Annotated in this window: 23 protein-coding genes and 1 rRNA gene; 13 read left to right on the top strand and 11 right to left on the bottom strand. The window is 42.1% G+C overall.

Annotated features, from left to right (window positions below):
• Nucleotides 1-216 precede the first annotated feature (216 nt).
• The 3 genes from NBH06_RS06465 to NBH06_RS06455 all read left to right on the top strand — a co-directional run bounded on the left by NBH06_RS06465 (nt 217) and on the right by NBH06_RS06455 (nt 5211).
• A complete protein-coding gene (locus tag NBH06_RS06465) occupies nt 217-561 on the top strand; it encodes a translation initiation factor (RefSeq protein WP_008862480.1) in 345 nt (114 codons plus the stop codon).
• Nucleotides 562-565: 4 nt separating this feature from the next.
• A complete protein-coding gene (locus tag NBH06_RS06460) occupies nt 566-3817 on the top strand; it encodes a UvrD-helicase domain-containing protein (protein ID WP_250793401.1) in 3252 nt (1083 codons plus the stop codon).
• Between the two features lie 83 nt (nt 3818-3900).
• Nucleotides 3901-5211 (top strand): phosphatase PAP2 family protein, encoded by a 1311-nt coding sequence (locus tag NBH06_RS06455; RefSeq protein WP_250793398.1) that lies wholly within the window; start codon nt 3901-3903, stop codon nt 5209-5211.
• Between the two features lie 84 nt (nt 5212-5295).
• On the opposite strand, the gene rpmH is transcribed toward NBH06_RS06455, so the two are convergent.
• Nucleotides 5296-5451, bottom strand: a complete 156-nt coding sequence (gene rpmH / locus NBH06_RS06450; protein WP_008862477.1) for a 50S ribosomal protein L34 — start codon at nt 5449-5451, stop codon at nt 5296-5298.
• A 190-nt stretch (nt 5452-5641) separates the two neighbouring features.
• Between rpmH and efp the strand changes: the two genes are divergently transcribed.
• The 3 genes from efp (at nt 5642) to radC (ending at nt 8838) form a co-directional block, all read left to right on the top strand.
• Nucleotides 5642-6205 carry an elongation factor P gene (efp, locus tag NBH06_RS06445; protein WP_008862476.1) on the top strand — a complete coding sequence of 188 codons (564 nt, stop codon included), beginning with the start codon at nt 5642-5644 and terminating at the stop codon, nt 6203-6205.
• A 933-nt stretch (nt 6206-7138) separates the two neighbouring features.
• On the top strand, nt 7139-8134 hold the full coding sequence (locus NBH06_RS06440; RefSeq protein WP_250793395.1) for a glycosyltransferase: 996 nt from the start codon (nt 7139-7141) through the stop codon (nt 8132-8134).
• A 2-nt stretch (nt 8135-8136) separates the two neighbouring features.
• Nucleotides 8137-8838, top strand: coding sequence for a RadC family protein (gene radC, locus NBH06_RS06435; RefSeq protein ID WP_046411707.1), 702 nt, complete (start codon nt 8137-8139; stop codon nt 8836-8838).
• Between the two features lie 12 nt (nt 8839-8850).
• Here the strand turns inward: radC and NBH06_RS06430 are convergent, their stop codons facing one another.
• The 3 genes from NBH06_RS06430 to NBH06_RS06420 form a co-directional block, all read right to left on the bottom strand.
• Complete coding sequence (locus tag NBH06_RS06430) at nt 8851-9681, bottom strand: SGNH/GDSL hydrolase family protein (protein ID WP_250793393.1); 831 nt, start codon at nt 9679-9681, stop codon at nt 8851-8853.
• A 69-nt stretch (nt 9682-9750) separates the two neighbouring features.
• Nucleotides 9751-10350 carry an OmpH/Skp family outer membrane protein gene (locus tag NBH06_RS06425; protein WP_155013142.1) on the bottom strand — a complete coding sequence of 200 codons (600 nt, stop codon included), beginning with the start codon at nt 10348-10350 and terminating at the stop codon, nt 9751-9753.
• 44 nt (nt 10351-10394) lie between these two features.
• On the bottom strand, nt 10395-10577 hold the full coding sequence (locus NBH06_RS06420; protein ID WP_040296225.1) for a hypothetical protein: 183 nt from the start codon (nt 10575-10577) through the stop codon (nt 10395-10397).
• Between the two features lie 315 nt (nt 10578-10892).
• Here NBH06_RS06420 and NBH06_RS06415 point away from each other — a divergent pair, with 315 nt between their 5' ends.
• A complete protein-coding gene (locus tag NBH06_RS06415; RefSeq protein ID WP_008862469.1) occupies nt 10893-12350 on the top strand; it encodes an aminoacyl-histidine dipeptidase in 1458 nt (485 codons plus the stop codon).
• A gap of 110 nt (nt 12351-12460) precedes the next feature.
• Here NBH06_RS06415 and NBH06_RS06410 read toward each other — a convergent pair whose 3' ends face one another.
• The 7 genes from NBH06_RS06410 to rsfS all read right to left on the bottom strand — a co-directional run bounded on the left by NBH06_RS06410 (nt 12461) and on the right by rsfS (nt 19862).
• A complete protein-coding gene (locus tag NBH06_RS06410) occupies nt 12461-13009 on the bottom strand; it encodes a DUF3332 domain-containing protein (protein ID WP_008862468.1) in 549 nt (182 codons plus the stop codon).
• Nucleotides 13010-13153: 144 nt separating this feature from the next.
• Nucleotides 13154-14548 carry an MltF family protein gene (locus tag NBH06_RS06405; protein ID WP_046411697.1) on the bottom strand — a complete coding sequence of 465 codons (1395 nt, stop codon included), beginning with the start codon at nt 14546-14548 and terminating at the stop codon, nt 13154-13156.
• A 5-nt stretch (nt 14549-14553) separates the two neighbouring features.
• Nucleotides 14554-15165, bottom strand: coding sequence for a uridine kinase (udk, locus tag NBH06_RS06400; RefSeq protein WP_250793390.1), 612 nt, complete (start codon nt 15163-15165; stop codon nt 14554-14556).
• Between the two features lie 30 nt (nt 15166-15195).
• Nucleotides 15196-16365, bottom strand: coding sequence for an AIR synthase related protein (locus tag NBH06_RS06395; protein WP_046411693.1), 1170 nt, complete (start codon nt 16363-16365; stop codon nt 15196-15198).
• A 61-nt stretch (nt 16366-16426) separates the two neighbouring features.
• Entirely contained in the window at nt 16427-17269 is an 843-nt protein-coding gene (locus NBH06_RS06390) for a phosphatidate cytidylyltransferase (RefSeq protein ID WP_250793388.1), read from the bottom strand.
• Nucleotides 17270-17419: 150 nt separating this feature from the next.
• Nucleotides 17420-19468 carry an ATP-dependent zinc metalloprotease FtsH gene (gene ftsH, locus NBH06_RS06385; RefSeq protein WP_250793386.1) on the bottom strand — a complete coding sequence of 683 codons (2049 nt, stop codon included), beginning with the start codon at nt 19466-19468 and terminating at the stop codon, nt 17420-17422.
• Between the two features lie 37 nt (nt 19469-19505).
• Nucleotides 19506-19862 carry a ribosome silencing factor gene (gene rsfS / locus NBH06_RS06380; protein WP_046415765.1) on the bottom strand — a complete coding sequence of 119 codons (357 nt, stop codon included), beginning with the start codon at nt 19860-19862 and terminating at the stop codon, nt 19506-19508.
• Between the two features lie 301 nt (nt 19863-20163).
• Between rsfS and NBH06_RS06375 the strand changes: the two genes are divergently transcribed.
• From NBH06_RS06375 to NBH06_RS06350, 6 genes are all read left to right on the top strand, one after another.
• Nucleotides 20164-20547: a DUF3127 domain-containing protein gene (locus NBH06_RS06375; RefSeq protein WP_195491702.1), complete on the top strand. Its 384-nt coding sequence runs from the start codon at nt 20164-20166 to the stop codon at nt 20545-20547.
• Between the two features lie 170 nt (nt 20548-20717).
• The gene (locus tag NBH06_RS06370) at nt 20718-20993 is read left to right on the top strand and encodes a putative quinol monooxygenase (RefSeq protein WP_008862459.1); all 276 of its coding nucleotides are present in this window, start codon (nt 20718-20720) and stop codon (nt 20991-20993) included.
• A gap of 33 nt (nt 20994-21026) precedes the next feature.
• Nucleotides 21027-21926: a phosphodiester glycosidase family protein gene (locus tag NBH06_RS06365; protein WP_195491701.1), complete on the top strand. Its 900-nt coding sequence runs from the start codon at nt 21027-21029 to the stop codon at nt 21924-21926.
• A 153-nt stretch (nt 21927-22079) separates the two neighbouring features.
• On the top strand, nt 22080-23180 hold the full coding sequence (gene ald, locus NBH06_RS06360) for an alanine dehydrogenase (RefSeq protein WP_021891959.1): 1101 nt from the start codon (nt 22080-22082) through the stop codon (nt 23178-23180).
• A 362-nt stretch (nt 23181-23542) separates the two neighbouring features.
• Complete coding sequence (locus tag NBH06_RS06355; protein WP_250793384.1) at nt 23543-24793, top strand: SH3 domain-containing protein; 1251 nt, start codon at nt 23543-23545, stop codon at nt 24791-24793.
• A gap of 364 nt (nt 24794-25157) precedes the next feature.
• A 16S ribosomal RNA gene (locus NBH06_RS06350) occupies nt 25158-25245 on the top strand; the annotation flags it as partial.

Raw genomic sequence — 25245 nt, 5'->3', positions numbered from 1 at the left:
TCGCTATCTTTATTATTTTTGAGGACAAATATAGTGAAAGGTGAGAGCAGAGACAAACGGAAATTGTATTTCGGGGTTGGCTATGCCGAAACGCATCCTATATTCTACAAATATAGCGAAAGGCGGGAGTAGAGGCAAATGAAAACGGTTTTTGAATTTAACTATGCGAGATTGCCTTTTATATCCTAAATTGATAGAAGAGATAAAATTACCGAAATGAAAAAAAATAATGATTGGAAAGACAGATTGAATGTAGTTTATTCTACGAATCCCGATTTCAAATTCGATAATGGCGAGGAAGATGAACCCGAAACTTTGGAACCGGGGAAACAACAGTTGCGCATATCGTTGGATAAACGCAACAGAAACGGAAAATCGGTTACGCTCGTGACCGGATTTATCGGTACGGCCGAGGATTTGAAGGCTTTGGCGAAAAAGTTGAAAACCAAGTGCGGGGTAGGAGGGTCTGATAAAGAAGGCGATATATTGATTCAGGGAGATTTCCGTCAAAAAGTGTTGGAAATTTTATTGTCGGAAGGGTATCGAGCTCGCATTATCTGATTTTATGTTACATATATACAAAGCATCGGCCGGTTCGGGTAAGACTTATACCCTGACATTGGAGTATATTAAATTGCTGTTGGGATATAGGGACGAACAGGGGCGTTACCAGTTATATCGGAAGAGCGATGCACAGCATCGACGTATTTTAGCGGTTACATTTACCAATAAGGCGACCGAAGAGATGAAGCATCGTATCGTTTTCCAGCTCGATATATTGGCGCACGATACGGAGAAGTCGCCTTATGTCGATGGCTTGATGCAACTGTTCGGTTGTACGGTTGAACAGATTCGGGGTATAGCTTCGGAGACGCTGTATGTTTTGTTACACGATTTTTCTTATTTCAATATCAGCACGATCGACCGTTTCTTTCAACAAGTGCTTCGGAATTTTACCCGCGAAATTGGATTGCAGGGCAGTTTTGAGATAGAGATGGATAACGATTTCGTTACGGCTTCTGCCATAGACCGCATGTATTCCGAATTGTCCGATGTCGACCAAAAAGGTCTTCTCAACTGGCTGATACATTATGCCGAGGAGCGTATAGAGTCGGGGAATTGGTGGAGCTTGGGAAATCGATCCGAACGGAAAGACGATTTGAGAGAACTGGCCGGGGAGTTATCGAAAGAAACTTATAAATTGTTTCGTAACGAGATACTTTCGCAAATCAAGGATAAGTCGGTTCTTGACGATTATCTGAAAGAGATGCGCCGTATCCGTGTCGAGTTCGAGTCCCTTTTACGGAAATTGGGAGAGGCGGCTATGGCTGTACTCGAACGTTATGGATTGTCGCCCGATGATTTTAAGGGGAAGGGGCGTTCTTGGATTCAGTATCTTAAAAAAATTGTCGATGGAAAAGTGGAACCTCCGACACAGACTTTTCGGGCAAATGTGGGCAATCGGGACGGTTGGTTTTTGAAAAAAGAAATACCGGCTTGTATAGATAGTCTCTATGAGGAACTTAATCCGGTGTTGCAGGAAATGGTAAATTGTTTCGGAGAACCCTACGTGCGTTACAACACAGCGGTACAAAGTTCGAAGTATATTTATGCTTTGGGGATATTGGTCGATATAGACCGCCGTATCGAGGAGTACGAAAAGGAACATAATGTACTTCTCCTGTCCGATACGGCCGGTATACTCAATGCGGTTATCAACGAGAACGATGCCCCGTTCATTTATGAAAAAATAGGGACGAGGGTCAACCATTTTATGATAGACGAATTTCAAGACACCTCCAAACTGCAATGGCAAAACTTCGCACCTCTCATAGGAGAGAGTTTGAGCCATGACCACACCGATTTGATCGTGGGTGATGTGAAACAGAGCATTTATCGGTGGCGTAACTCCGATTGGTCTTTGTTGAATGAAGGCGTTCAGTCGTTGTTCAGACCGTCGCAATATAGCGAAAGGTCTATGAATATGAACTATCGCAGTTGTGCCTGTATAGTAGAGTTTAATAATAGAATCTTTGGCGAGGCTGCTCGTTTGTTACAGCAGAAGTTAGAGCGAGAGATTGAGGAGTCTGCTTTGGTCGAAGGGAGCTTCGATGTCAAGATAGAAAAGGCTTATGCCGATATCGGGCAGAGAGTTGCCGATTCGAATCTTTTGCGCAGCGGTCATGTTTCTGTAACGATGTGGGAATCGGATAAAAAGGAGGATTTTTATAACGAGTCCTTAGCTCGTATTCCCGATTTGTTGAGGGATTTACAGGATAGGGGGTACACCCCCGGCGACATAACGTTTTTGACGAGAACTGCCAGAGAAGGGACCATGCTTGTCGATTTGTTGTTGCGTCTGAATTCCGAGAATACCGATGGGCGTTATCGTTACGACGTTATATCGAGTGAGTCGTTGTTGATAAGAAACTCTCCTATAATCAATTTGTTGATAGGAATTTTGAGATATATTCAAGATCCTTCGATCGAATTGAACCGACTGTTGGCTGTCTATGAATATAATAGCCGAAAATTCAAGGCGTCTGATGATGCGGTTATTTTGTCTTATTTCGAAGATAGAGAGAACATCGGGAGGCATCTCGATAATGATTTTTTCTCCTTTGTCGAGAGTATTCGCAAAGAGCCTTTGTTCGAGATGTGCGAGCGGATTATTTCTTATTTTTCAGATGAGAGGGCTGACAAAGGTGAACGGGTGTATATACAGGCTTTTCAAGATTATGTTTTGGATTATTGTCGGACACATACGGCCGACTTGGGTTCGTTCTTGTCGTGGTGGGACGATAATGAGGATAAGTTGTCGGTGACGACTCCGCAGGAGCAAGATGCCATGCGGGTAATGACTATACATAAATCCAAAGGCCTTGAATTTAAAGTCGTAATCATTCCTTTTTGTAATTGGAGTTTGGATCATCAGTCCAATCAAACCAATTTTGTCTGGTGCCGTACTCATGAAGAGCCTTTTTCTCGTATTCCAGTGCTACCGTTACGATATGGTAGCGGTTTGGCCCAGACCTACTACGCAACCGAGTATTTCGATGAAAAGATGTATGCTTGTATCGATAATCTGAATATCGCTTATGTCGCTTTTACCCGGGCGGAAGAAGAATTGCATATTTTTGCTCCGGCTGTTAAAAATAAAAGCGACAAAGGGCGTTTCGGCAGTATCTCGGCAATGTTGGGTGAAGTGTTGTTCCCGGAGGGGAACGACGGCGGCGACCTTCATTATGAGGCCGGAATCGATTGGCGAGCCGAGAAAAAAAAGAAAAACGTTTCTGCCGTACCGTCTTTTCCTGCCGGTATATATCGCTCTATCGAACCGGGAAATCGGTTGCACTTGCGATTACAAGGGAAGGGCGTTTTCGGTGAGGGGAAGGATCGTACATACGGTACGCTCATGCATCGCATTTTGAGCCAGATCGAAACCCTCGATCGCATCGACGATACGATTGCGGCGTTCGTCCGTTCGGGAGAGCTTTCCGAGTCGGAGTCGAAATCGATTCGTGAGGATATAAATCGTTGGCTTGCTGACGAACGAGTGAGTTCGTGGTTTTCGCCGGGGGTGAACGTGTGGACGGAAAGGGAAATTTTACAGCCCGATGGTTCGTTTTATCGCCCCGACCGGGTTGTCGAAACGGACAATGAGGTTATCGTTGTCGATTATAAATTCGGGAATGTGGAACGTGCCTCATACAAAAGACAAGTAAATACCTATGCTTCCTTGATTGAAAAGATGGGATATGACCGAGTGTCGGGATTTATTTGGTATGTGTCTCTTGGGAAATTAGAACGGGTTTAAAATATTTAATTTATTTTGGATAAACGGGATAAATAATAGAAATTTGTTCCGTTTTTATTATATTATTCTAATCGCTCGATAAGATGAGATTCATTACAGGATTGTTGGTGACCGGGTTGCTGTCTTCTTCGGTATTTAAAGTAGGAGCAGTCGCTCCTAAATCAGAGGTTAACGATACGATTGTCGATTTAAGACCGCTCGTTTACGAACAACCGTTTCAGAGGAAAGCCGATAAAATTACCGATGCGAAGTGGTTCCAGATGACCTACGTGGGAGTTCCGTTGGTTATTGCCGGTTTGTCGGTGAAACATGGCAGCGAGCATTTTCGTCAACTTAGAGAAGATTTTGTTCCGAATTTTCATTACGGATATGACGATTATCTGCAATATGCTCCGGCCGTAGTTATGTTAGGATTGAAAGGGTTCGGTGTGGAAAGTCGCAGTTCGTGGGGACGTATGTTGGTCTCCGATGCTTTTTCCGTGGCTATAATGGCTTCGGTTGTCAATACCATTAAATATACGGCTCATGTGCGTCGACCCGATAAAAGCAATTATAAATCCTTTCCCTCGGGACATACGGCTACTGCGTTTATGGCGGCCATGATGATGCATAAGGAGTATGGCGATCGTAGTCCGTGGTATAGCATTTCGGCTTTTACAGTCGCAACGGCTACGGGAATTAGTCGGATATTGAATAATAGGCATTGGTTGTCCGATGTGTTGGCGGGAGCCGGTATAGGTATTCTTTCGACAGAATTAGGCTATTATTTGGCCGATTTGATTTTTAAGGATAAAGGTCTTAATTTCGAATCCCCCCGGTATTATCCTTTGTTGGAAAATCCCTCGTTTGTAGGGCTTTATATGGGTTTTATATCCGGGTTGGGAAGTATAGATATAGGTAACGGACTTCGAATAAACACGAATATAGGTAGCCGTATGGGTGTCGAAGGAGCTTATTTTTTCAATAAATACATAGGTTGCGGCGGATTGGCGACGGTGTCCAATATCCCCGTGTCGCTGAATAATCGTCCCGATGTCTCGTTAGAGGCGATAGATGAGAGTCGGGTTATGGCAGGAGCTTATTTTTCATATCCTTTTACAAGACGTTGGAACTTGGGGTGTAAGGCGTTGGCTGGATATAGTTATATACTGGACCGCTCGATCGGTCGTGACGAGATAAAATTGGGAAATAACGGATTTGCTTGGAGTGCAGGCGTGTCGGTTGGTTATGTGTTGAAGCGCAATTTCGGGGCAAGGCTGTTTTGCGACTACTCGTCTACCTCGACTTCGTTGGGCTTGTCTCCCTCTACCGAACTGGGTATCATGGATATTTCGTCGAAAAATCGTACGATTCATTCTCTCACATGGGGAGCGACGGCGAATATTCTGTTCTAAGGAAGTGTAGAATTGCATAAGTATAGATGCAAAGAAAGCCGTATCAATCGATACGGCTTTCTTTATTATGTCGAATAAAAAATTTTAGAAAGGATGTCTTTCGTCCGATACCGTCAATTTAGCACGACCTTTGGCGCGACGGCTGGCTAATACACGACGACCATTGGCAGTCGACATTCTCAGGCGGAATCCGTGTTTATTTATTCTTTTTCTGTTTGAAGGTTGAAATGTTCTTTTCATTGCCGTTATATTTTATCGTTATTATTCTTTTTTCGGACTGCAAAAATAGATACTTTTTTTAAATAAACCAAGAGATAATCTATTTTTGGGGTTTTCTTTTTGAGATTTTACCGATTTAATTTACTTTTGCATTTGGAATCATCAGAAACAAAGAATAATATAAATCCAAAATAAAGTAATAAAGACAAGTATGATTAACTCGCAAGACATTAAAAACGGAACTTGTATTCGTTTGGACGGAAAACTCTATTTCTGTGTAGAATTTTTACATGTAAAACCGGGTAAGGGCAATACGATTATGCGTACCAAATTGAAAGATGTGGTATCGGGTCGAGTGCTCGAACGCCGTTTCAATATAGGCGAAAAGCTGGAAGATGTTCGTGTAGAACGTCGTCCGTATCAATTCTCTTATAATGAAGGAGAACATTATCATTTTTTGAATCAAGAAACGTGGGACGACCTTATCATCAATAAGGACTTGATTACGGGGGTAGACTTTTTGAAAGAAGGCATGGTTGTCGAAGTTGTTTCCGATGCTTCTACCGAAACTGTTTTGTTTGCCGAGCTTCCCGTAAAGGTGCAGTTGGAAGTTACCTATACCGAACCCGGTTTGAAGGGCGATACAGCGACCAATACGACTAAACCGGCTACGGTGGAAACCGGGGCTACGGTGCGTGTTCCTCTTTTTATAGAAACGGGAGAGATGATTGTTGTAGATACTCGCGACGGTTCTTATATCGAACGTGCGAAATAAGATTGAATCTAAATAAGATGTATGAAACGGAGTTCACCATAAGCGAACTCCGTTTTTTATTTTCTCGAACTCCTTTCCTCTATGGACATAGAGTTTTTTCGGTTCAGTAAAAAGTTCGAGGGGATAGACCTAAATTTTAGCGAATGCGATGGGATTGCATTTCACCCTCTCCTCCGCCGGACCCCATAACATTACGGGACACGGCAGTGGAGGAGTGTGTGAATACCCCGCAATGCCGCAGGTATAGGAGAGGCGCTTAAAGGATTATTCTCCTTTTGGGGTGTAAGGATATATTTTACACTTCTCCCTTGCCGTGTCCCATGCTTTACGGGGATTCGCAATACGATAGGGAAGAAACGGTAGTGCCGAATGTAACCTTTGTTCTCTCTGTTTTTTATGGAATATGGTATGCGTCTCGACAAAAATCTTAGAAGCTGTTTTAATTTATTCCGAGACAGATTGAGACCTATGTTGAAGCAGATTGGAGTCCGAGATATGCAGCCAATAGTGGGCTATTGACAAAAATCAAGGGATTCAAGATGCAAGACAGAGACTCAATATGGCCGGAACATACCAGCTTGAAATGATAATATTATTTCTCAATAAATTTAAAACAGCTTCTTAAACAAGTTTGTTTTTATGCATTCGACTTTCACTATATTTGTAGAATATAGGATGCGGCTCGGCATAGTCAAACCGAAAATGAAATTTTCGTTTGCCTCTGCACTCTCCTTTTGTTATATTTGTATAATGTAGGATTCGTTTCGGCATAGCCAAGCTGGAAATATGATTTCCTCTTGTCTCTGCACTCAACTTTCACTATATTTGTAGAATATAGGATGCGGTTCGGCAGAGTCAAATCGGAAATGAGATTTCCGTTTGCCTTTGCGCTCACCTTTCTCTATATTTGTCTCAAACTGAATAATTGTCGTTATGCCTTATTTTTCGATCATAATTCCGGTATATAATCGTCCCGACGAGGTCAATGATCTTTTGGAAAGTCTGTCGAAACAGACCTATAAAGATTTTGAAGTGATAATAGTAGAAGACGGTTCGACGGTATGTTGTGCCGATGCCGTGAAAAGATATGCCCGTATAGTGGATATACACTATTATTATAAAGAAAACGAGGGTCGAAGTATAGCCCGTAATTATGGGCTGGAAAGAGCCGTGGGGAGTTATTTCATTTTTTTTGATTCGGATTGTGTGATTCCGGAAGGTTATTTCGAGGCTTTAAATGCAGTATTGAATCGGCATTATACCGATTGTTTCGGCGGGCCCGATGCTGCTCACGATTCGTTCAGTGACGTTCAGAAGGCAATAAATTACTCGATGACGTCATTCCTGACGACAGGAGGAATCAGAGGCGGGAAAGTACAACTTGAAAAATTTACGCCGAGAACATTCAATATGGGATTTTCGAGAGAGGTTTATGATCGAGTCGGGGGATTTAGAGAAATGTTCAGTGAAGACATCGATATGAGTACCCGCATTCGTCAGGCCGGTTTTGGTATATCTCTTATTCGCGATGCGTTTGTCTATCATAAACGAAGAATTAGTATGCGTTTGTTTTTCAGACAGATTTATATCTTCGGCATGTCGCGCATTTCCCTTTATTTACTCTATCCTGATACGTTGAGACTGGTTCATTGGTTTCCGGCATGTTTTGTCATAGGCACGTTGGCCATGATAATCGCCTCTTTTTTCTGGTGGCCGGCTATCTTGCCGTTAGTGATATATTTGTTTGCTGTTTTCTTAGTTTCATGGTGCGTGAACAAACGGTTGAAAATAGCAGCTTTGTCGGTAGTCGCCAGTATAATACAGTTGGGGGGATATGGCATGGGTTTTCTGAAAGCGTTTTTTTATAAAGTTCTGTTAGGCAGAGGTAGGGACGAGGCAGAAGAGGTGCGTTTGCGAAAAGGAAAATAGCAATGGACAAGAAAAGAGAGAAACTGAAAATTACCGAATGGGCAATCGAGGACCGTCCTCGTGAAAAGATGATGCTACACGGTATCAGGGCGTTGAGTAACGCCGAACTCATAGCAATTTTGATAGGTTCGGGCAATGTCGATGAAACAGCGGTTGAACTCTCCCAACGTATACTCAATTCGGCTGGAAACAGCTTGAACAACTTGGGTAAATACGGAATGGACGATTTTGTAAAGCCATTTAAGGGAATAGGAGAAGCTAAGGCTATTACTATTATGGCCGCTCTTGAAATAGGTCGGCGGCGTCGCGACGAAGAATTGCCCAGACGACCTTCGATAAGCGGCAGTGCCGATGTATATAATTTATTGAGAGGACAGATGATAGACTTGCCTCATGAAGAGTTTTGGGTCTTGCTACTCAATCGGGCCAATCGGGTGATGGATACGATCAAAGTCAGTCAAGGGGGAACTTCTGCGACGGTGGTTGATGTAAAATTAGTTATGCGATCGGCTTTACAGCAATTGGCATCGGCTGTTATTTTGTGTCATAATCACCCTTCGAATAATCTTAATCCCAGTCAAGCCGATGATAGGGTAACCGAAAAAATAAAGTCGGCTGCCGCTTTATTCGATATTTCGGTTCTTGACCACATCATTGTCGGTGAAGATGGTTATTTCAGTTATCTCGACGAAGGGCGTTTATGAAGTAGTGCCTATTTACTGTTTATTTTCATATAACTCTGTCAAGTGCTTGATAACGACTTCTCCCATTAATTGTTGTCCGAGAGCGTTGGGATGCAGTCCGTCGTAAAGATATTTATGTTCTTTGGCTTCAACGGCTTCTGTAATACCCGATTCTTCATACATGTTGATTGCCGGACAGTTCAGTTTTTCTCCGGCAAGCAGGATAGCATCGACAAACATCGGTAATTTTTGGGAATGAGAAGAACGCTGGATCGGAGTCAGCAATACGATTTCGGTATCGGGACTGTATTTACGAATGATGGAGACAGCCCAGTTTATAGCTCCATATAAAGTTTTTCTGTCTGCCTCTTGGTAGGGCTTGTCCAGTTCCGATGGATCTCCGATAGGCTTTCCGTTAGAACTATCGTTCGTTCCGCAGGATATAATGACAATAGCCGGGGCGAATGTAGAATTTTTAGTTTTTAATCCGGTCAAAGGAGCAGGGGTGGAAGTATGGAATTTTTCTCCTTCGGTTTCCGATATAATTTCACCTTCGGGTACTATCAGTTGTAAAAACCGATATACTTGATTGGATATGACATTATTTGTGTGTACACCGTCGTATACGGGTTTCGGATTCGTATCGACAGTTGTCCCTTGATAGTCGGTCCATTGGGCTCCCGACACGGCCAGGTTGGTTAGTTCCATGTCGAAATGTTGGGCTGTGATCCATGCCCATGAATCTTTGGGTGCTGTGATGCTGTTGCCGATGGCGACCATTTGTTTTCCGTATAGGGGTTGACAACAAACAAGGAGTATGGAAACTAATCCGGCTGTAATAATGAGATGGAAGATGTTTTTCATTTTATAATATGAATAAAACCTGCTACATTTCGGTAACAGGTTTTGTAAAAAAAGATTAATTCCTAATTTTTATTTCTTTGCAGAAGTATATCGCTTATTCAATAGTTCGACCACTTCGTTGGTTATGTCATATTGAGGATTGATATAAAGCGTGCTGGCATTATTGAAGATAGCCTCGTATTTCTTTTCTTTATTATATTCTTTGATAAAGAGATTGATCGAGTCGTTCATTTGCATCAACATTTTTTGTTGTTCCAGCATATTTTCGTTTTCCAATCTTTGAGCATATTCTTGCAAGTCGGCAGCCTTTTTTTCCAATCGTTGATATTCTTGTTGGGCTCTTTCGGGAGAGAGGAAAGCGTTATTTTGATATTTACGTTGAAAATCGTCTTGTTCTTTCTTCAATTGTCTCGCTTTTTCGTTGATGGATGCTCTTGCGTTTTCTTGCTTGTTGATCATCTTTTCATTTAGATCTTTGGCATAGTTGTATTTTGAAAGCAAAGAATCTACATTAATATAGGCGATAGGCAGTTTGTCTCTGTAAGAAGAAATAGTAGTGTCATCGCTTACGGATTGGTTCGGAGCAGCCTGTTTATTGCCGCATTGTACCATCAATAAAGAAAGGGCAACCACAGTTGTAATCCGGATTGCAAGGGTGAATGTTTTCATAATTCGTATTTATCAGTCTAAAAATTTATATTGCGTTTACCAGATCATTTTTTCCGTTCTAGGGCATCGGTCGATACAGCACAAACGATTCCTTTATTTCGTAAATGCCGGTTGTCGCTGATGTGCGAACTCGGGAAACGACCTCCTTTCACGAAGAAAACTCTTATTCCCAAAAGAACGACAGCCACTGCAACAAACCCTACGGTAAAAAGTAAAATATTCCACATTTTGACTATATTTGATTTCATCGAATATAGACCGAGGTTCGGAGTGAAAAATGGACTTGTCCATTTTGTCCTTCTCTTACCTTTCACTATATTTGTATAGTAAAACAAAGATAAGCAATATATAGCAAAAACAAACTCATTGATTGTGCTTTTACATTATCTTTGTTTTGCAAAGATAGGAAAGGAAAATGTGATTTCGGTCGAAGAATGGAAATATTTTGCCGACAGAATCGGCAAAAGAGTGAATTTTAACATAAATTTCTTCGAATGCAGAAAGTTTAGCAGTGATCAAATTGCAACTAAAATATAAAAAGTATGGACATAAAAGAGCTGAAACCGACATCAATTTGGCACTATTTTGATGCGATAACCGGGGTTCCCCGCCCTTCGAAAAAGGAGGAACGTATTCGTGAGTTTTTATTGAACTTCGCTAAGGAGCAGAACCTTGAAGTAAAGGTTGATAAAACCGGGAATGTAGTTATTACCAAAGAAGCTACTCCGGGTTGTGAAGGAGCTCCTACGGTAATATTGCAAGCTCACATGGATATGGTGTGTGAGAAAAACGGAGATGTGAAGCATGATTTTGAGCGAGATCCTATCGAAACGTATATAGATGGAGAATGGGTGAAGGCTCGCGGAACGACATTAGGGGCCGATAACGGTATAGGTATGGCGGCAGCTATGGCTGTTCTTGCCGATAAAGAGTTGAAGCACGGACGGATACAAGCTCTGTTTACGGTCGATGAGGAGACGGGCTTGACAGGAGCTTTCGGATTAGAGTCCGGAATGATCGATGGCAAATATTTATTGAATCTCGATTCGGAAGATGAAGCCGAGATTTTTATCGGCTGTGCCGGAGGTATCGATACGACATCGGCTTTTACATATAAGCAAGAAGCATTACCCGCCGGTAAATTTTATTTACGTGTCGAGGTAAAGAATCTTTTGGGAGGCCACTCCGGCGGGGATATTCATTTGGGTCGAGGAAACGCCAATAAATTGTTGGCTCGTTTTTTATGGTTGTGTATGCAACGTCACGAAGTGCATTTGTGTGCTATCGACGGTGGTAATTTGCGCAATGCCATACCGCGGGAGGCAATGGCTGTTATCGCGGTAAACCCCGAGGAAAAAGAGGCTGTTCGAGCCGAGTTGAATCATTATGCTGCCGATGTCGCTGCTGAACTGAGCGGAGTTGATCCCAATGTGACTGTGGACATGGTGACTGCCGATACTCCCGAATTTATGATAGAGGATAAAGTTGCACGTGCTTTGATAAGCGCTCTTTATGCAGCTCCTCACGGAGTAATAGCCATGAGTCATGATATAGAGGGCTTGGTGGAGACTTCGACCAATTTGGCATCTGTTAAAATGACCGAGCCGGGTAAGATTGTCGTGGCAACCAGTCAGCGCAGTTCGGTAGAGTCGGAGAAATACGATATCGCTTATCAAGTTGAGTGTCTGTTCCGTTTGGCCGGAGCTGAACCTTCTCATGGCGACGGGTATCCGGGCTGGAAACCCAATATGCACTCTCGCATTAAAGATATTGCAGTCGAGGCTTATCAAGAATTATACCAACAGACACCTGCTATCAAGGCTATTCATGCCGGATTGGAGTGTGGATTGTTTTTAACGAAATATCCTCAGCTCGATATGATTTCATTTGGTCCTACATTGCGGGGAGTTCATTCGCCCGATGAGAAGATGCATATTCCGGCGGTAGAGAAATTTTGGAACCATTTGGTTTTGATTTTGGAAAAAGTTGCGTTGGAATAACGTGTTGAGGGAGAGACGGGAATTTTGAAAAATATCTCTCCATTTATTCGAACAAAAAAGAGGGAAGCCGATTAATCGGCTTCCCTCTTTTTGGTGTTATGGTCTAATGATTATTTCATGGCGAAATTAAAGTGCTGTGCAGCTTCTTGATAAGCCATTACACCCGCTTGCGAGAGTTCTATGATCATGTCGTTTCCATCGACTCCCGGCATTTTTACATGATTGTCATCGACGAATGTCATAAACTTCGTCGTTTCGCCATTGGCAGAAACAGACCAAGAGTTGTCATTGCTATCGAACACGAACCCGATAGTCGTATTGTCTTTTTGATTGGTAATCGTATAACCGTTTTCATCGGTCGTTACTAAGTAAGTATCTCCATTTTCTCCTTTTACTTCTTTTGTCGATTGAGATACAAGATTTTCACCGCTCCAAAATTCGATGGAGTTCAATACAAGAATATCGGCAACTACTGTCAATTCATATACGGGGATAATGTGGAATGCGATGAATACAAGTTCGTTTACGAATTTATTGCCTACACCTTCGTTCCAGCCGAGTACTTTATTAGTCAATTTAAATGATCCGATACAAGAAGAAAGACCCAGCGATACACACAACGCTATGGCAACAACCATGTTTAATTTGTTCTTTTTCATAACTTCAATTTTTAAGTTAGTAATATGTTTATGTACAAAATAATACAAGAATGAAAACAAATGTTCCTATTGATTATGTCGGGATATAGCTTACTTTTGTATTCTATTTATACAAATATACGAATTTTTTGGAGAATGTGATTTTTATAAAGGAATTTTTTCTTGGTATATTTTGTAATAGCGTAAAACTTCATGGACATAGGCTACGGTTTGTCTGCCTTTGAAATAGCCAAATTTACAAACTTCGTCATTGAAATATTCAGGGTTGCTTTTAAGTAAAATGAATTCACTCACGTTTTTATCCCATACATGGGGATTTTTCCCATATTTCTTAGCGAGCGCCATAGCGTCGAGTATATGTCCGAGCCCTCCATTATAAGCAGCCAATATAAATTTTATGCGTTCATTTTTATCTTCGATATCGGCAAGACTCTTGTTGAGAGATTGGATACTTTTTACAGCCGCACCGATATTTTTTTCGGGATTGGTTATTTCGTTCATGGAAACACCGAATGCCTGAGCCGTACGAGGCATCAGTTGCATAAGCCCTCTCGCTCCGGCCCACGATACCGCCAAAGTATCGAAATGGGATTCGTTATAGGCTTGGGCGGCAAGTATGCGCCAGTCCCAATCTATTTGCTTGGCATATTTTTTAAAAAGAGGGTCGTAGATAGATATTTGTCCTTTGGGTATGGATAGTACGGCCGATGCCGGTAAAGTTTTACTCAGTTCGAAATATCTGCGGGAAATACTTCGGTAAGAGTCTGATTTGTGGTTTTCCTTTACCCATTGGTTTATAGCATGAGCGAGGGATTTGGAATGCTTGTTTACCGCCCATGAAGCTCTTTGCGGGAAACTAACTTTCAGATGAATGTCTATGTTGTTATAGTAGGTACGATTCAATTGCGCGAGGTTATTATCGGCCAAAGTGTAAGGTATCTCTCCCGTAGAGACCATTTCTATAAGTTCCTCGGTAACGACTGTATCTTTGTCGATATGATGTATATGTATCCCGCCGCCGAGTTCATCGTTGAGGTTTTTGATTCGGTCTTCGTATTTAGAACCTGCTTCGACATAAATATCTTTCCCGATTAAATCGACAACGTCGTTAATCATTTCGTTTTTAGGTTTTCGAAGTTGAATCAGCACTTGGTGAGTGATGTTTTCCGCTCCGCAATATAACCATTCATTCTTGGCATCGCCGATAATGGGCATTTCATAAGCTATAATATCACCCTCGCCTTTTTGCAACATTTCGGTGAGGCGCTTGATATTGTCAGCGACGATGACTTTCGTTTTCAGGTTGTAGTGATCTGCGAATTGTTTGATACGTTCGTATTCGTATCCCATTTCTTCTCCACGATAAATAAAGTAGGACGTGGAACTATACAATGTCAAGACACGTAATTCTCCACGCTGGCAGATAGAATCGAAATCGTTCAAGACATTTTCTGACGAGTGCTGTTTGTTTCCTCCACAAGCCGAGACGAAAATCAGCACGAAGAGTATATATATCCAATAGGATATTGCCCTCCGCATGATTTCTAACCTTTAAGTTTGTGGGAAATAAAATTGGTCATGATTTCTATGGCCACCGAGTTGTGTCCGCCTTGGGGGATAATGATGTCGGCATATCGTTTTGTAGGTTCGATATGTTGCAGATGCATCGGTTTCAAAACCCGTTCGTAGCGTTCGATAACCATCTCGACCGTACGTCCTCGTTCGATAATATCCCGATTGATGACTCTGATAAGTCGGTCGTCGGCATCTGCATCGACGAATACTTTCATATCCATCATGTTTCGGAGCTCTTCATTGCAAAGAATAAGAATACCTTCGACGATGACTATATCGCGCGGCTCGACGGTTATTGTCTCGTTGGAGCGGGTACATGTCAGGAACGAATATATGGGCTGTTCGATGGAGTGTCCCGCTTTCAGTCCTTTCAAATGTTTTACCAGTAAATCGAAGTCGATGGCAGCCGGTTCGTCGAAATTGATATTTTGTCTTTCTTCTACGGGTATATGACTGCTATCCCAATAATAGGAGTCTTGTGGAATAACGGCAGTTTGTCCGGCGGGTAGGCTTTCGATAATTTTTCGTACAACGGTGGTTTTTCCCGAACCGGTTCCGCCGGCTATTCCTATAATTAACATAGTTGTTTTAATTAAATTGTGAAACGGAATTTATCTATATTCAAATCGTCCTTTGTCCGATTCTATGATTAGCTCGTTGCGATCGGACGCTTCGGTATATCCTACAATTTGAGCGTCGATACCGAATGAATGGCTGATCTCGATAACTTTTTGAGCATTCGATGAGTCTACATAGATTTCCATGCGATGCCCCATGTTGAATACTTTGTACATTTCATGCCAGTCGGTTCCCGATTGTTCTTGTATGATATTGAACAAAGGCGGAACCGGAAAGAGGTTGTTCTTGACAACTCTCATCTTCTCTACGAAATGCATGATTTTGGTTTGAGCTCCCCCCGAACAGTGTACCATACCGTGTATCTGCGACCGCATCTCGTCAAGCAATTTTTTAATGACAGGGGCGTATGTTCGTGTAGGTGACAATACCAGTTTACCGGCATCTATTCCTAATTCGGCTATTTTGTCTGTAAGTTTCAATGTCCCTGAGTATACCAATTCGTCAGGAACTGCATTGTCATAGCTTTCGGGGTATTTGGTCGCGAGATATTTCCCGAATACATCGTGTCGTGCCGATGTCAAACCATTGCTGCCCATGCCTCCGTTATAGCTTTTTTCATACGAGGCTTGTCCATAGGACGATAATCCTACTATGACATCGCCCGGCCGGATATTGCCATTCGATATGACATCTTTCCGTTTCATGCGACAAGTGACAGTGCTATCGACTATGATCGTTCGAACCAAATCTCCGACATCGGCCGTTTCGCCTCCGGTACTATATGCGTTTACTCCGAGGTCTCGCAATTCGGCGAGGAGTTCTTCGGTCCCGTTTATGATTGCCGAGATGACTTCTCCGGGAACTAATAGTTTATTTCGTCCGATCGTCGAGGACACGAGTATATTGTCGGTCGCACCTACGCAGAGCAGATCGTCTATGTTCATGATGAGGGCATCTTGCGCTATGCCTCTCCATACACCGAGGTCGCCAGTTTCCTTCCAATACATGTAAGCTAATGACGATTTGGTCCCTGCTCCATCTGCGTGCATGATGTTGCAATATTCGGGGTCTCCTCCGAGTATGTCGGGTATAATTTTGCAAAACGCTTTTGGGAAAATTCCTTTATCTATATTTTTTATGGCGTTATGTACATCTTCTTTTGAAGCCGATACGCCTCGCAGATTATAACGTTGGTCGTTCATAGGCGGATATTTGAATAATTACAAATTTAATGTAAAAAAGAAGCCGATGCAAGCATCGGGGTTATAAAACGAAAGTCAGATATATGAATATAACGGGCGAGGCTATCAATTCGCTGTCGAAGCGATCGAGAATACCTCCGTGCCCCGGCAATATTTTCCCGGAATCTTTTACTCCTGCCGTACGTTTGAGTAAGGACTCGCATAAATCTCCCCAAGTGGAAAATATGGAGGTTAAGATTCCCATACCTATCCATTGGGCTGTCGAAAGCATACCCGGTATGATGTGGTTTGCCAAAGAAGCGAGTATGATACAGAATGCCAAACCTCCGAAAAATCCTTCCCATGACTTCTTTGGCGATATGCGCTCGAACAGTCGATGTTTACCTAACGTACAACCTACGATATACGCACCGGTATCGTTTGTCCATACGAATACAAAAAGAGCCATCAGCAAATATTCGGTATTCATGAATAGTTGATAGTCGCTTTTGTATCCCCAAACTCCTAATAGGGCCAGAGGCAGTACAACATAAATTTGACCTAAAATGCTATATGCCCAACTGGTTATGGGCGATTTTTCGGGTGTCGAATAGAGTTGCGTGACTGGACGTGCGATGAGGTAAATAACGTAAGTGAGGATAGAAGCCTTTTGGAAGTTATATGGTAATTGTCCAGAGAAAGAAAATACAGCTAGAAATAGGGCACAGGCTCCTGCCATGTCGAGCATGAGTAATATCTTATCGAACTTTCTGCCAAATTGAGTCAGGTTTATAAATTCGATATATCCGAGGAGCGAGATGATACCGAATATAAAGAGAAATGTATAAGCTCCTGATAGAACGGCCGTTGTGATGATAACGATAAAAAGGATACCGGTTAAAGTTCGGGTCAATAAATTTTTCACGATTTTTTTGTTTTGATAAATCGCTGACAAATATAACTATTCTCTGAAAAAACTTACGTTTATTTAGGGCTCTTTTTTGGTGATGCGACATAAAAAAGAGATATCGACTTGTCGATACCTCTTTTCTTATATAGGGGGAGTTGGTGAAAACTATGTATTCTCCGAATCTTTCTCTGGTTTTTCCTCCGTTTTGTTTTCCCTTTCATGGGTATTGTTGTTTCCTGTCGAGAGGTCTTTTTCTTGGGTTTCTTTCTCGGCTTTTTCTCCTTCTTGTTTTGCCGATTCTTCGTCCTGCAAGATTTCTTCGGAGCGAGATACCCACGGACGTTTTCCAAAGATATGTTCGACATCTTCCGAGAAAATAACTTCACGGGAGATCAATACTTCTGCCAGTTGGGCGTGTTTGTCGGCATTCTCTTTTAGAATTTTTTTAGCCCTTTCGTATTGTTCGCTTACGATTTTGCTTACTTCTTCATCGATGAGTTTAGCTGTGTCTTCGCTATACGGTTTGGTAAATCCATATTCTTGCCCCGTGGAATCATAGTAAGAAAGATTCGGTAATTTTTCGCTCATACCGAAATAAACGACCATAGCATAAGCCTGTTTGGTAACCCTCTCCAAATCGTTGGAAGCACCGGTAGAGATTCGTCCGATAAATACTTCTTCTGCTGCACGACCTCCTAATGTGGCGCATATTTCGTCGAGCATCTGCTCGCGTGTCGTGATTTGTCGTTCTTCGGGGAGATACCATGCGGCTCCCAATGCACGTCCGCGAGGAACGATCGTTACTTTGATGAGGGGGTTGGCATATCTCAATAACCAACTGATAGAAGCATGCCCGGCTTCGTGTATGGCAATGGAGCGTTTCTCCTCTTGGGTTGTAATCTTAGATCGTTTTTCCAGACCGCCGACGATACGATCGACAGCATCCATGAAGTCTTGCCGTTGAACGCTTTTTTTGTTTTTTCGGGCGGCGATGAGGGCGGCCTCATTGCAGACATTGGCTATATCTGCGCCCGAAAAGCCGGGAGTTTGTCGAGCCAGAAGGTCTACATCGACAGAATCGTCTATTTTTACATTCCTTAAATGGACTTTAAATATTTCTTTCCGGTCGTTCAATTCGGGTAGTTCTACGTAGATTTGACGGTCGAATCGTCCGGCACGCAGCAATGCTTTATCCAATATGTCGGCTCGGTTGGTAGCGGCCAAAATGATAACTCCGCTGTTCGAGCCGAATCCGTCCATTTCGGTTAGCAACTGATTTAATGTATTTTCTCGTTCGTCGTTAGAACCCATATTCGGATTTTTCCCACGAGCACGCCCCACAGCATCGATTTCATCGATAAAGACGATACACGGAGCTTTCTCTTTGGCTTGTCTGAAAAGATCGCGAACACGAGAGGCTCCCACACCGACGAACATTTCTACGAAATCGGAACCAGATAAAGAGAAAAACGGGACGTTGGCTTCTCCGGCAACGGCCTTTGCCAATAATGTTTTTCCGGTTCCCGGAGGACCTACCAATAAGGCACCTTTGGGGATCTTGCCACCTAAGTTGGTATAACGATTGGGATTTTTTAGAAACTCTACGATTTCTTCGACTTCTTGTTTGGCTTCCGATAATCCGGCAACGTCGTTGAACGTCACTTTTACAGCGCCGTCTTTATCGAAAAGTTGAGCTTTGGCTTTCCCTACATTGAATACTCCTCCACTGCCTCCTCCGCCTTGATTGGTCATTCGGCGGGCTAAATAAATCCAAAATACAATGAGTAATATGAATGGGCCTACCGACCATAATATGTTAGTTAGGTCACTACTGTTTTCGTAATAGACTTCTGCATTAAAACCATCTTCCTTTTTCCACGTATCGAGAGTTTTTGCAAAACTGTCTCCCGAAGGAATATTGGTATATATTACTGGTTTCCCGTTTATTTTGTCAGTTTTAAAGACAGCTTTGGCTGTACTGTCGTTCAGTTGGGCTTCGGCATAATCTTTTTTGGCGAAAACGGTCAGTCTGGTTATACCGCCCTCTTTGGCGATTTTTTCGAATTCGGTCCAATTCACTTCTTTACTCATCGTGTTGTCGTTCATGTAGTAAAGTCCTATTAAAACGAGAGCGATGAGCGAGTACATCCAATACAAATTGAATCGAATACCTTTCTTTTTAGGTCCTAATGGAGACATATTGTTGTTTCCCATATTTTGATGATATAATGTGCTGTTGATGTATCAAAAATTATTCCACATCGGGAATTTCTGCCAATTTGGCATCATTCCATAATTGTTCGAGCTTATAATAATTTCGGTATTCCGGCAAAAAAATATGGGCCAATATGTTACCGTAGTCGATAACAATCCATTGTCCGTTTTGATATCCGTCATATCCGAAAGGTTTTATTCCTGTATTTTGTAATACATATTCTCTTATACTATCGGCAATCGCCATGACTTGGGTTGTCGATTGTCCTTCGCAAATAATAAAATGAGAGGTGGCTGCCGATTCTATTTTTGAGAGATCTACGGTTGTAATTTTCTTTCCTTTTTTTTCTTGAATGCCTTCTACGATGGTTTTAAGTAATTGCTTTTCTTTCATTTGTTTGAATATATAATCTCAGTTTGCAAAGATAATGTGATTTTTCCGATTTCAAGAGAGGTGACTTGTTATAAAATTGAGGGTTTAGTTAAAACTCCTTTTTAATAAATGTTATAGAGAAAGGTTTTTGTAATATAACAAATAAAAAAGTGAAAATGTTTTTATTGGAAGTCTCGCTGCTTTTGCGATATAAAATGAAGTTTGGGCAGAACGGAGTGAAAAAAACTTGTTTTCATCTTGCCTTACCCCTTACCTTTTGCTATATTTGTTGCCGAATAATTACACAGTTTGTAAATTGAATATGGAAATTAAAGGAAGAATAATCCATGTGTTGCCTTTGCAGGAGGGTGTTTCGAAAGCAGGCAATCCGTGGAAAAAGCAAGAGTATGTTTTGGAAACAGAAGAGCAATATCCTCGAAAAGTTTGTTTCAATCTTTTCGGTGATAAAGTAGATCAATATCCTGCCGCTATCGGCGAAGATGTCGTGGTTAGCTTTGATCTTGAAAGTAGGGAGTTTAATGGTCGTTGGTACACCGATGTGAGAGCTTGGAAGATAGAAAAGTCAGCTCCTGTTGCTCAGGGTGTTCCCGATATGCCTCCGATGCCCAACGATATAGCTCCGTTCCCACCGGCTCCGGCAGCTCCCGATTTGGCGTCTTCTCCTACCGATGATTTGCCATTCTAATAGAATTAAAATATAGTAGATGGAAGAGCCGTATCTGTTGCAGAGGCGGCTCTTCGTTTATTAGAGATTGAGGAATTTGTTTAGTTATATTTGTTTTTCGCAATCTCTTTTATGAGGAGAATATATTACTTTTACCAGTTCAAAACTGGTATCGAATAAATTGAAAAGTTATGATTAGATTGAATGTTTTTATTCAGGTAGAGAAATCTTGTCGAGATAAGGTTCTTGATATAGCGAGAAAATTGACAGAATGCTCATTGAAGGAGCCGGGTTGTGTAGCATATGATATTTTTGAGAGCAGTACACGTCCCGATGTATTGATGATTTGCGAGACATGGAAAGATGCCGATGCATTGTCGATTCATGAACAGACAGCTCATTTTGTTTCGTATGTAGGAAAGATGAAAGAGCTTTCCGAGATGAAACTCGAAAAATTTAATTTTTGATATCCACACGGTTTCTTCAATAGTTCAAGGAAGATGAAATGGAGTAAGTTGTTTTTGCCCGTAATGGTTGTGTCGATGATTGTGGGTATGTCTTCGTGTGGGAAAGATGATGGTAGTTCGTCGGTTCCGCAAAGACCATCGGGCGGAAATCAAGCCGATTCAATTGCCATTGCCGGAATACAATGGCAGGAACGGGAAATTCAGACAGGAATAATTAGTAAAACGGCCCAAGTTCCGTTACTATTCGATTATCCTCAAACGATAAGCATGCTGGAAATCGATTTGAATAAAGCCGATGTTTCCTTTTTGGTGTCTTATGAGGCAGGTTCGCTAAAAAAGACGACTAGCGATCGGGCATTGGCTGCTAACGCATTGGCCGCTGTAAATGGAACATATTTCAATACTTCGACCGGGATCAGTCGTCATTTTTTGAAATGTAATGGTACAGTGATGGCTGCTACTCAGACAAATGAATTTTCCACACGTGCGACGGGGGCTTTTTGTGCGACGGGAGATGTTGTGGAAATAAAAAAGTGGAGTTCGACGGAGGAAGCTGCTCAGGGTGGAAATTATCAGCAAGTTGTTGTGTCGGGGCCTTTGATGTTGGACGACGGTCGTGATGTCGCTATGTGGAGCAATACTTTCACTACCGATACGCATCCTCGCACCTGCGTGGCTACTACCGATGATAATAAGGTGTTGTTGATAGTTTTTGATGGGAGGTTAGATGGTGCGAAAGGAGTGAATCTGTATGATTTGCGGACATTCGCTCGGCAGATGGGGGCGACCGATGCTCTTAATTTAGATGGTGGCGGTTCTTCCACGCTGTATATACAAGGATATGGGGTTATTAATTATCCTTGCGATAATGGAATATACGACCACGAAGGAGAGCGGGCTGTGCCTTCGGTTTTGTTGGTCAAGAAGAATTAAATACATTACTGTATAGATATTTAGAGGGGGAGGCTCTGATGAATCAGAACCTCCCCGTTTTTTGTCGAAAAAAATGAATGTTGATGTAATAAAGTAAAAAATAATTTTCTTATCTTTCAACCGAATTTAATCTAATCTTAATACTTATAGGCTATGATTGTAGGAATTCCAAAAGAAATCAAGAACAATGAAAACCGAGTAGGCATGACTCCGGCAGGAGTGAATGAGTTGGTAAAACATGGGCATACGGTGTACGTCCAGAAAGGAGCCGGAGAGAATAGTGGTTTCCCGGATAGTTCATACGAACGAGTCGGAGCGAAAATATTGGCGACTATTGAAGACGTGTACGCTATCTCCGAAATGATTGTAAAGGTAAAAGAGCCTATTGCTCCTGAATATCCGCTTATCCGTAAAGGCCAATTGTTGTTTACCTATTTCCATTTTGCTTCGGATAGAAGATTAACAGAGGCCATGATGTCGAGTGGAGCCACGTGTTTGGCCTATGAAACGGTAGAGTTGAAAGATCACAGCCTGCCTTTGTTGATTCCTATGTCGGAAGTGGCAGGACGAATGGCAACGCAAGAGGGTGCGCGTTTTTTAGAACGACCGCAAGGTGGAAAAGGAAAATTGATGGGTGGTGTTCCGGGAGTAAAACCCGCAAAAGTGTTGGTTATTGGCGCCGGGGTTGTGGGGTATTCGGCAGCTCGCATTGCCGCCGGAATGGGGGCCGACGTGACAATCACAGACCTTTCATTGTCGCGTTTAAGGCATATCGATGAAATAAAACCGGCTAATATTAAAACGTTGTATTCTTCTGAATTTAATATTCGTGCAGAGCTTCCTACGACCGATTTGGTAGTGGGTGCTGTGTTGATTCCGGGTGCGAAAGCCCCTCATTTGATCACGAGAGATATGCTGTCCACAATGGAAAAGGGTTCTGTATTGGTCGATGTGGCTATCGATCAGGGAGGCTGTTTCGAGACTTCTCGTCCGACGACGCACTCCGAACCGGTTTACGAAGTCGATGGTATAATACACTATTGTGTAGCCAATATTCCCGGTGCTGTTTCTGCGACTTCGACATTGGCTTTGACAAATGCTACGCTCCCTTATGTGGTTCAATTAGCCGATAAAGGTTGGCAAAAAGCTTGTTCCGAAGATGAGGCATTGTATAAAGGACTGAATATTGTCGATGGCAAAATCGTTTATCCGGCAGTTGCCGAAGCCTTTGGGTTGCCGTGTGAAACGATTTAGAAGCTGTTTTAATTTATTCCGAGGCAGATTGAGACCTATATTGAAGCCGATTGGAGTCCGAGATTTTTGTCAATAGCGGGCTATTGACAAAAATCAAGGGATTCGAGATGCGAGACAGGGGCTCAATATGGACGGAACATACCTGCTTGCAATGATAATATTATTTCTCAATAATTTAAAACAGCTTCTTAGTTGAAAGAGAGATAAATCTCAATCGGGTAATTCCTCTTGTAGAAAGTGTCTAGAAGAGGTTTTGGGAGAATGAAGAAAATAAAGTGAAGAGAGTCGTTGGTCCTTTGTAGGAAAAGATTATATTTGCAAGTGATATCATAATCGGATTGCAAATCTTATAATTACTCTCCATGAAAACGATTACTCGTATTCAAACAGTTTTGTTTGGCTTCATTCTCTCTTCTTTTATGTGTGCGGTTTGTTCGGCAGAGGTTGTCTCGTATCGTGCCGTTAGTGTCTCGAATTTGAATGTCCGTGAGCAGCCGTCTGTACAAAGTGAAAAAATTGGAACTATTACAAAAAGCGACACTGTCATAGTGGAGTCGGTTGAAGATGCTTGGGCGAAAATCAACTTTAATGGTAAGGTGGCGTATGTGAATGCCAATTATCTCGAAGAAGTTGAGGTGGGGAATTTAGCCGAAAAAGATGAAAATCTATCCTTCTTGAAAAATATTTTGCCTCTGCCGTTGTATGGAGAGAGGTGGACGTGGATTGTTAACGCCAATGTCGCGATGACTTTTGTATGGGCGATTTTCATTTTGTCGTGCTTCTTGTTATGGGTCCACCGGGTAAGAGGTAATTGGTTGGAAGGGTGGCGGTACAAACTGAATATCGTGGTGTTTTTGTCATTGAGCATAATAGAAGTGGTCTATATGGCGGGGCATGGCGATCAGGCGCTTTGGTTTTACGGATATGCCGGATATGGAGCGTTGGGAATGTTCGTATATCTCATATTGTATATTCTGGTAGCGCTTATATGTATCAATCAGTGGACCTCGTTCACCGCTACTCTTGACGACATTCAGCTTGTACATTCCATCGGGTCTGGTGGTCGGCGGATAGGTGTATATTCTATGCCCTTGTGCCTCTTGGGATATATGGCGTCGCGATTGTTTTGGCAACCCGGTATGGCTCTCTCATTGGGGTTGCTGTTGGTCTTACAGGGTCTCCAAATATTCTTGATGGTTAAGAGTTTCGTCCGGCGGGGTAGTCTGTGGGCAGGACTATTGTGGTCGATGGTTTATTTTGTAGGTATTGTAGGAATGATTTATATGTTCACCAATATCATCGGCTTGTTTGTACTGCTATTGTGTTGTCTTTTGGTGGTAGGTATTATCGAGATTGTCCATCATGGATTGGGGCTGGGCAATTATGTTTCTTTTGGAGTGAAAGATCGATATGGGAAAAAAGAACAGACATTTGTTCATAAAGGGAAATTGATATGTAGGAATTGTGCACATTATTCATCGTTGCAAAGTTCCTGCTTTGCAGGGGAAACACCGAAGAAGGTTCATGGATTTGATAGTTGCGATCGCTTCCGGTTAAGTGTTAATGCAGAAATAGAAGATTTGTCTGGTAAGAAAATAAAGGTAAAAAGATAATTTTACAGCTGTTTTTATTCTCTGAGTTTATTATATGGACTGCATAGCTCCATTTAAGAGTCCGGAATAATTTGTTTGAAAGCATCTATTCGAGAAATTTTTTTTACATATACTTAGTTGAAAATAAGTCTATTGTATAATTTTATGTTATATAGCATAAAAAAGTGGTAAAAAAATTTGGAGCGGAGTAGGAAAATGAATTAACTTTGCAACCGCAAAAGAGGAAACGGGGTACGCCCCGGGGAACTTTTGCCAAGTTCATTGAGGAAATTGAAGAAGCAAGTGTAGTACAGGAAAAGAAGAGAGAAAGAAGTCAATTCGGTCAGGTAACGCTTCGAAGGTATAATAAAGAAAAAGAAAAGATACAACGAAGAGTTTGATCCTGGCTCAGGATGAACGCTAGCGACAGGCCTAACACATGCAAGTCGAGGGGCAGCGGAGAGGTAGCAATA

It is taken from the genome of Barnesiella sp. B2-R-119, assembly GCF_023656675.1.
Classification (GTDB): domain Bacteria; phylum Bacteroidota; class Bacteroidia; order Bacteroidales; family Barnesiellaceae; genus Barnesiella; species Barnesiella intestinihominis.
Note: the sequence above shows the minus strand (reverse complement) of the source record. Positions and strands in the feature narration are given on the sequence as shown.

Bases quoted from the DNA above. Each gene is read 5' to 3' on its own strand.
- NBH06_RS06355 (WP_250793384.1), top strand. From the start codon at position 23,543: ATGAAAACGATTACTCGTATTCAAACAGTTTTGTTTGGCTTCATTCTC.
- ald (WP_021891959.1), top strand. From the start codon at position 22,080: ATGATTGTAGGAATTCCAAAAGAAATCAAGAACAATGAAAACCGAGTA.
- radC (WP_046411707.1), top strand. From the start codon at position 8,137: ATGGACAAGAAAAGAGAGAAACTGAAAATTACCGAATGGGCAATCGAG.
- NBH06_RS06460 (WP_250793401.1), top strand. From the start codon at position 566: ATGTTACATATATACAAAGCATCGGCCGGTTCGGGTAAGACTTATACC.
- NBH06_RS06465 (WP_008862480.1), top strand. From the start codon at position 217: ATGAAAAAAAATAATGATTGGAAAGACAGATTGAATGTAGTTTATTCT.
- NBH06_RS06425 (WP_155013142.1), bottom strand. From the start codon at position 10,350: ATGAAAACATTCACCCTTGCAATCCGGATTACAACTGTGGTTGCCCTT.
- NBH06_RS06395 (WP_046411693.1), bottom strand. From the start codon at position 16,365: ATGAACGACCAACGTTATAATCTGCGAGGCGTATCGGCTTCAAAAGAA.
- efp (WP_008862476.1), top strand. From the start codon at position 5,642: ATGATTAACTCGCAAGACATTAAAAACGGAACTTGTATTCGTTTGGAC.
- NBH06_RS06405 (WP_046411697.1), bottom strand. From the start codon at position 14,548: ATGCGGAGGGCAATATCCTATTGGATATATATACTCTTCGTGCTGATT.
- ftsH (WP_250793386.1), bottom strand. From the start codon at position 19,468: ATGGGAAACAACAATATGTCTCCATTAGGACCTAAAAAGAAAGGTATT.
- NBH06_RS06455 (WP_250793398.1), top strand. From the start codon at position 3,901: ATGAGATTCATTACAGGATTGTTGGTGACCGGGTTGCTGTCTTCTTCG.
- NBH06_RS06420 (WP_040296225.1), bottom strand. From the start codon at position 10,577: ATGTGGAATATTTTACTTTTTACCGTAGGGTTTGTTGCAGTGGCTGTC.
- NBH06_RS06370 (WP_008862459.1), top strand. From the start codon at position 20,718: ATGATTAGATTGAATGTTTTTATTCAGGTAGAGAAATCTTGTCGAGAT.
- NBH06_RS06365 (WP_195491701.1), top strand. From the start codon at position 21,027: ATGAAATGGAGTAAGTTGTTTTTGCCCGTAATGGTTGTGTCGATGATT.
- NBH06_RS06410 (WP_008862468.1), bottom strand. From the start codon at position 13,009: ATGAAAAAGAACAAATTAAACATGGTTGTTGCCATAGCGTTGTGTGTA.
- NBH06_RS06430 (WP_250793393.1), bottom strand. From the start codon at position 9,681: ATGAAAAACATCTTCCATCTCATTATTACAGCCGGATTAGTTTCCATA.
- NBH06_RS06440 (WP_250793395.1), top strand. From the start codon at position 7,139: ATGCCTTATTTTTCGATCATAATTCCGGTATATAATCGTCCCGACGAG.
- NBH06_RS06415 (WP_008862469.1), top strand. From the start codon at position 10,893: ATGGACATAAAAGAGCTGAAACCGACATCAATTTGGCACTATTTTGAT.
- NBH06_RS06375 (WP_195491702.1), top strand. From the start codon at position 20,164: ATGGAAATTAAAGGAAGAATAATCCATGTGTTGCCTTTGCAGGAGGGT.
- rpmH (WP_008862477.1), bottom strand. From the start codon at position 5,451: ATGAAAAGAACATTTCAACCTTCAAACAGAAAAAGAATAAATAAACAC.
- rsfS (WP_046415765.1), bottom strand. From the start codon at position 19,862: ATGAAAGAAAAGCAATTACTTAAAACCATCGTAGAAGGCATTCAAGAA.
- udk (WP_250793390.1), bottom strand. From the start codon at position 15,165: ATGTTAATTATAGGAATAGCCGGCGGAACCGGTTCGGGAAAAACCACC.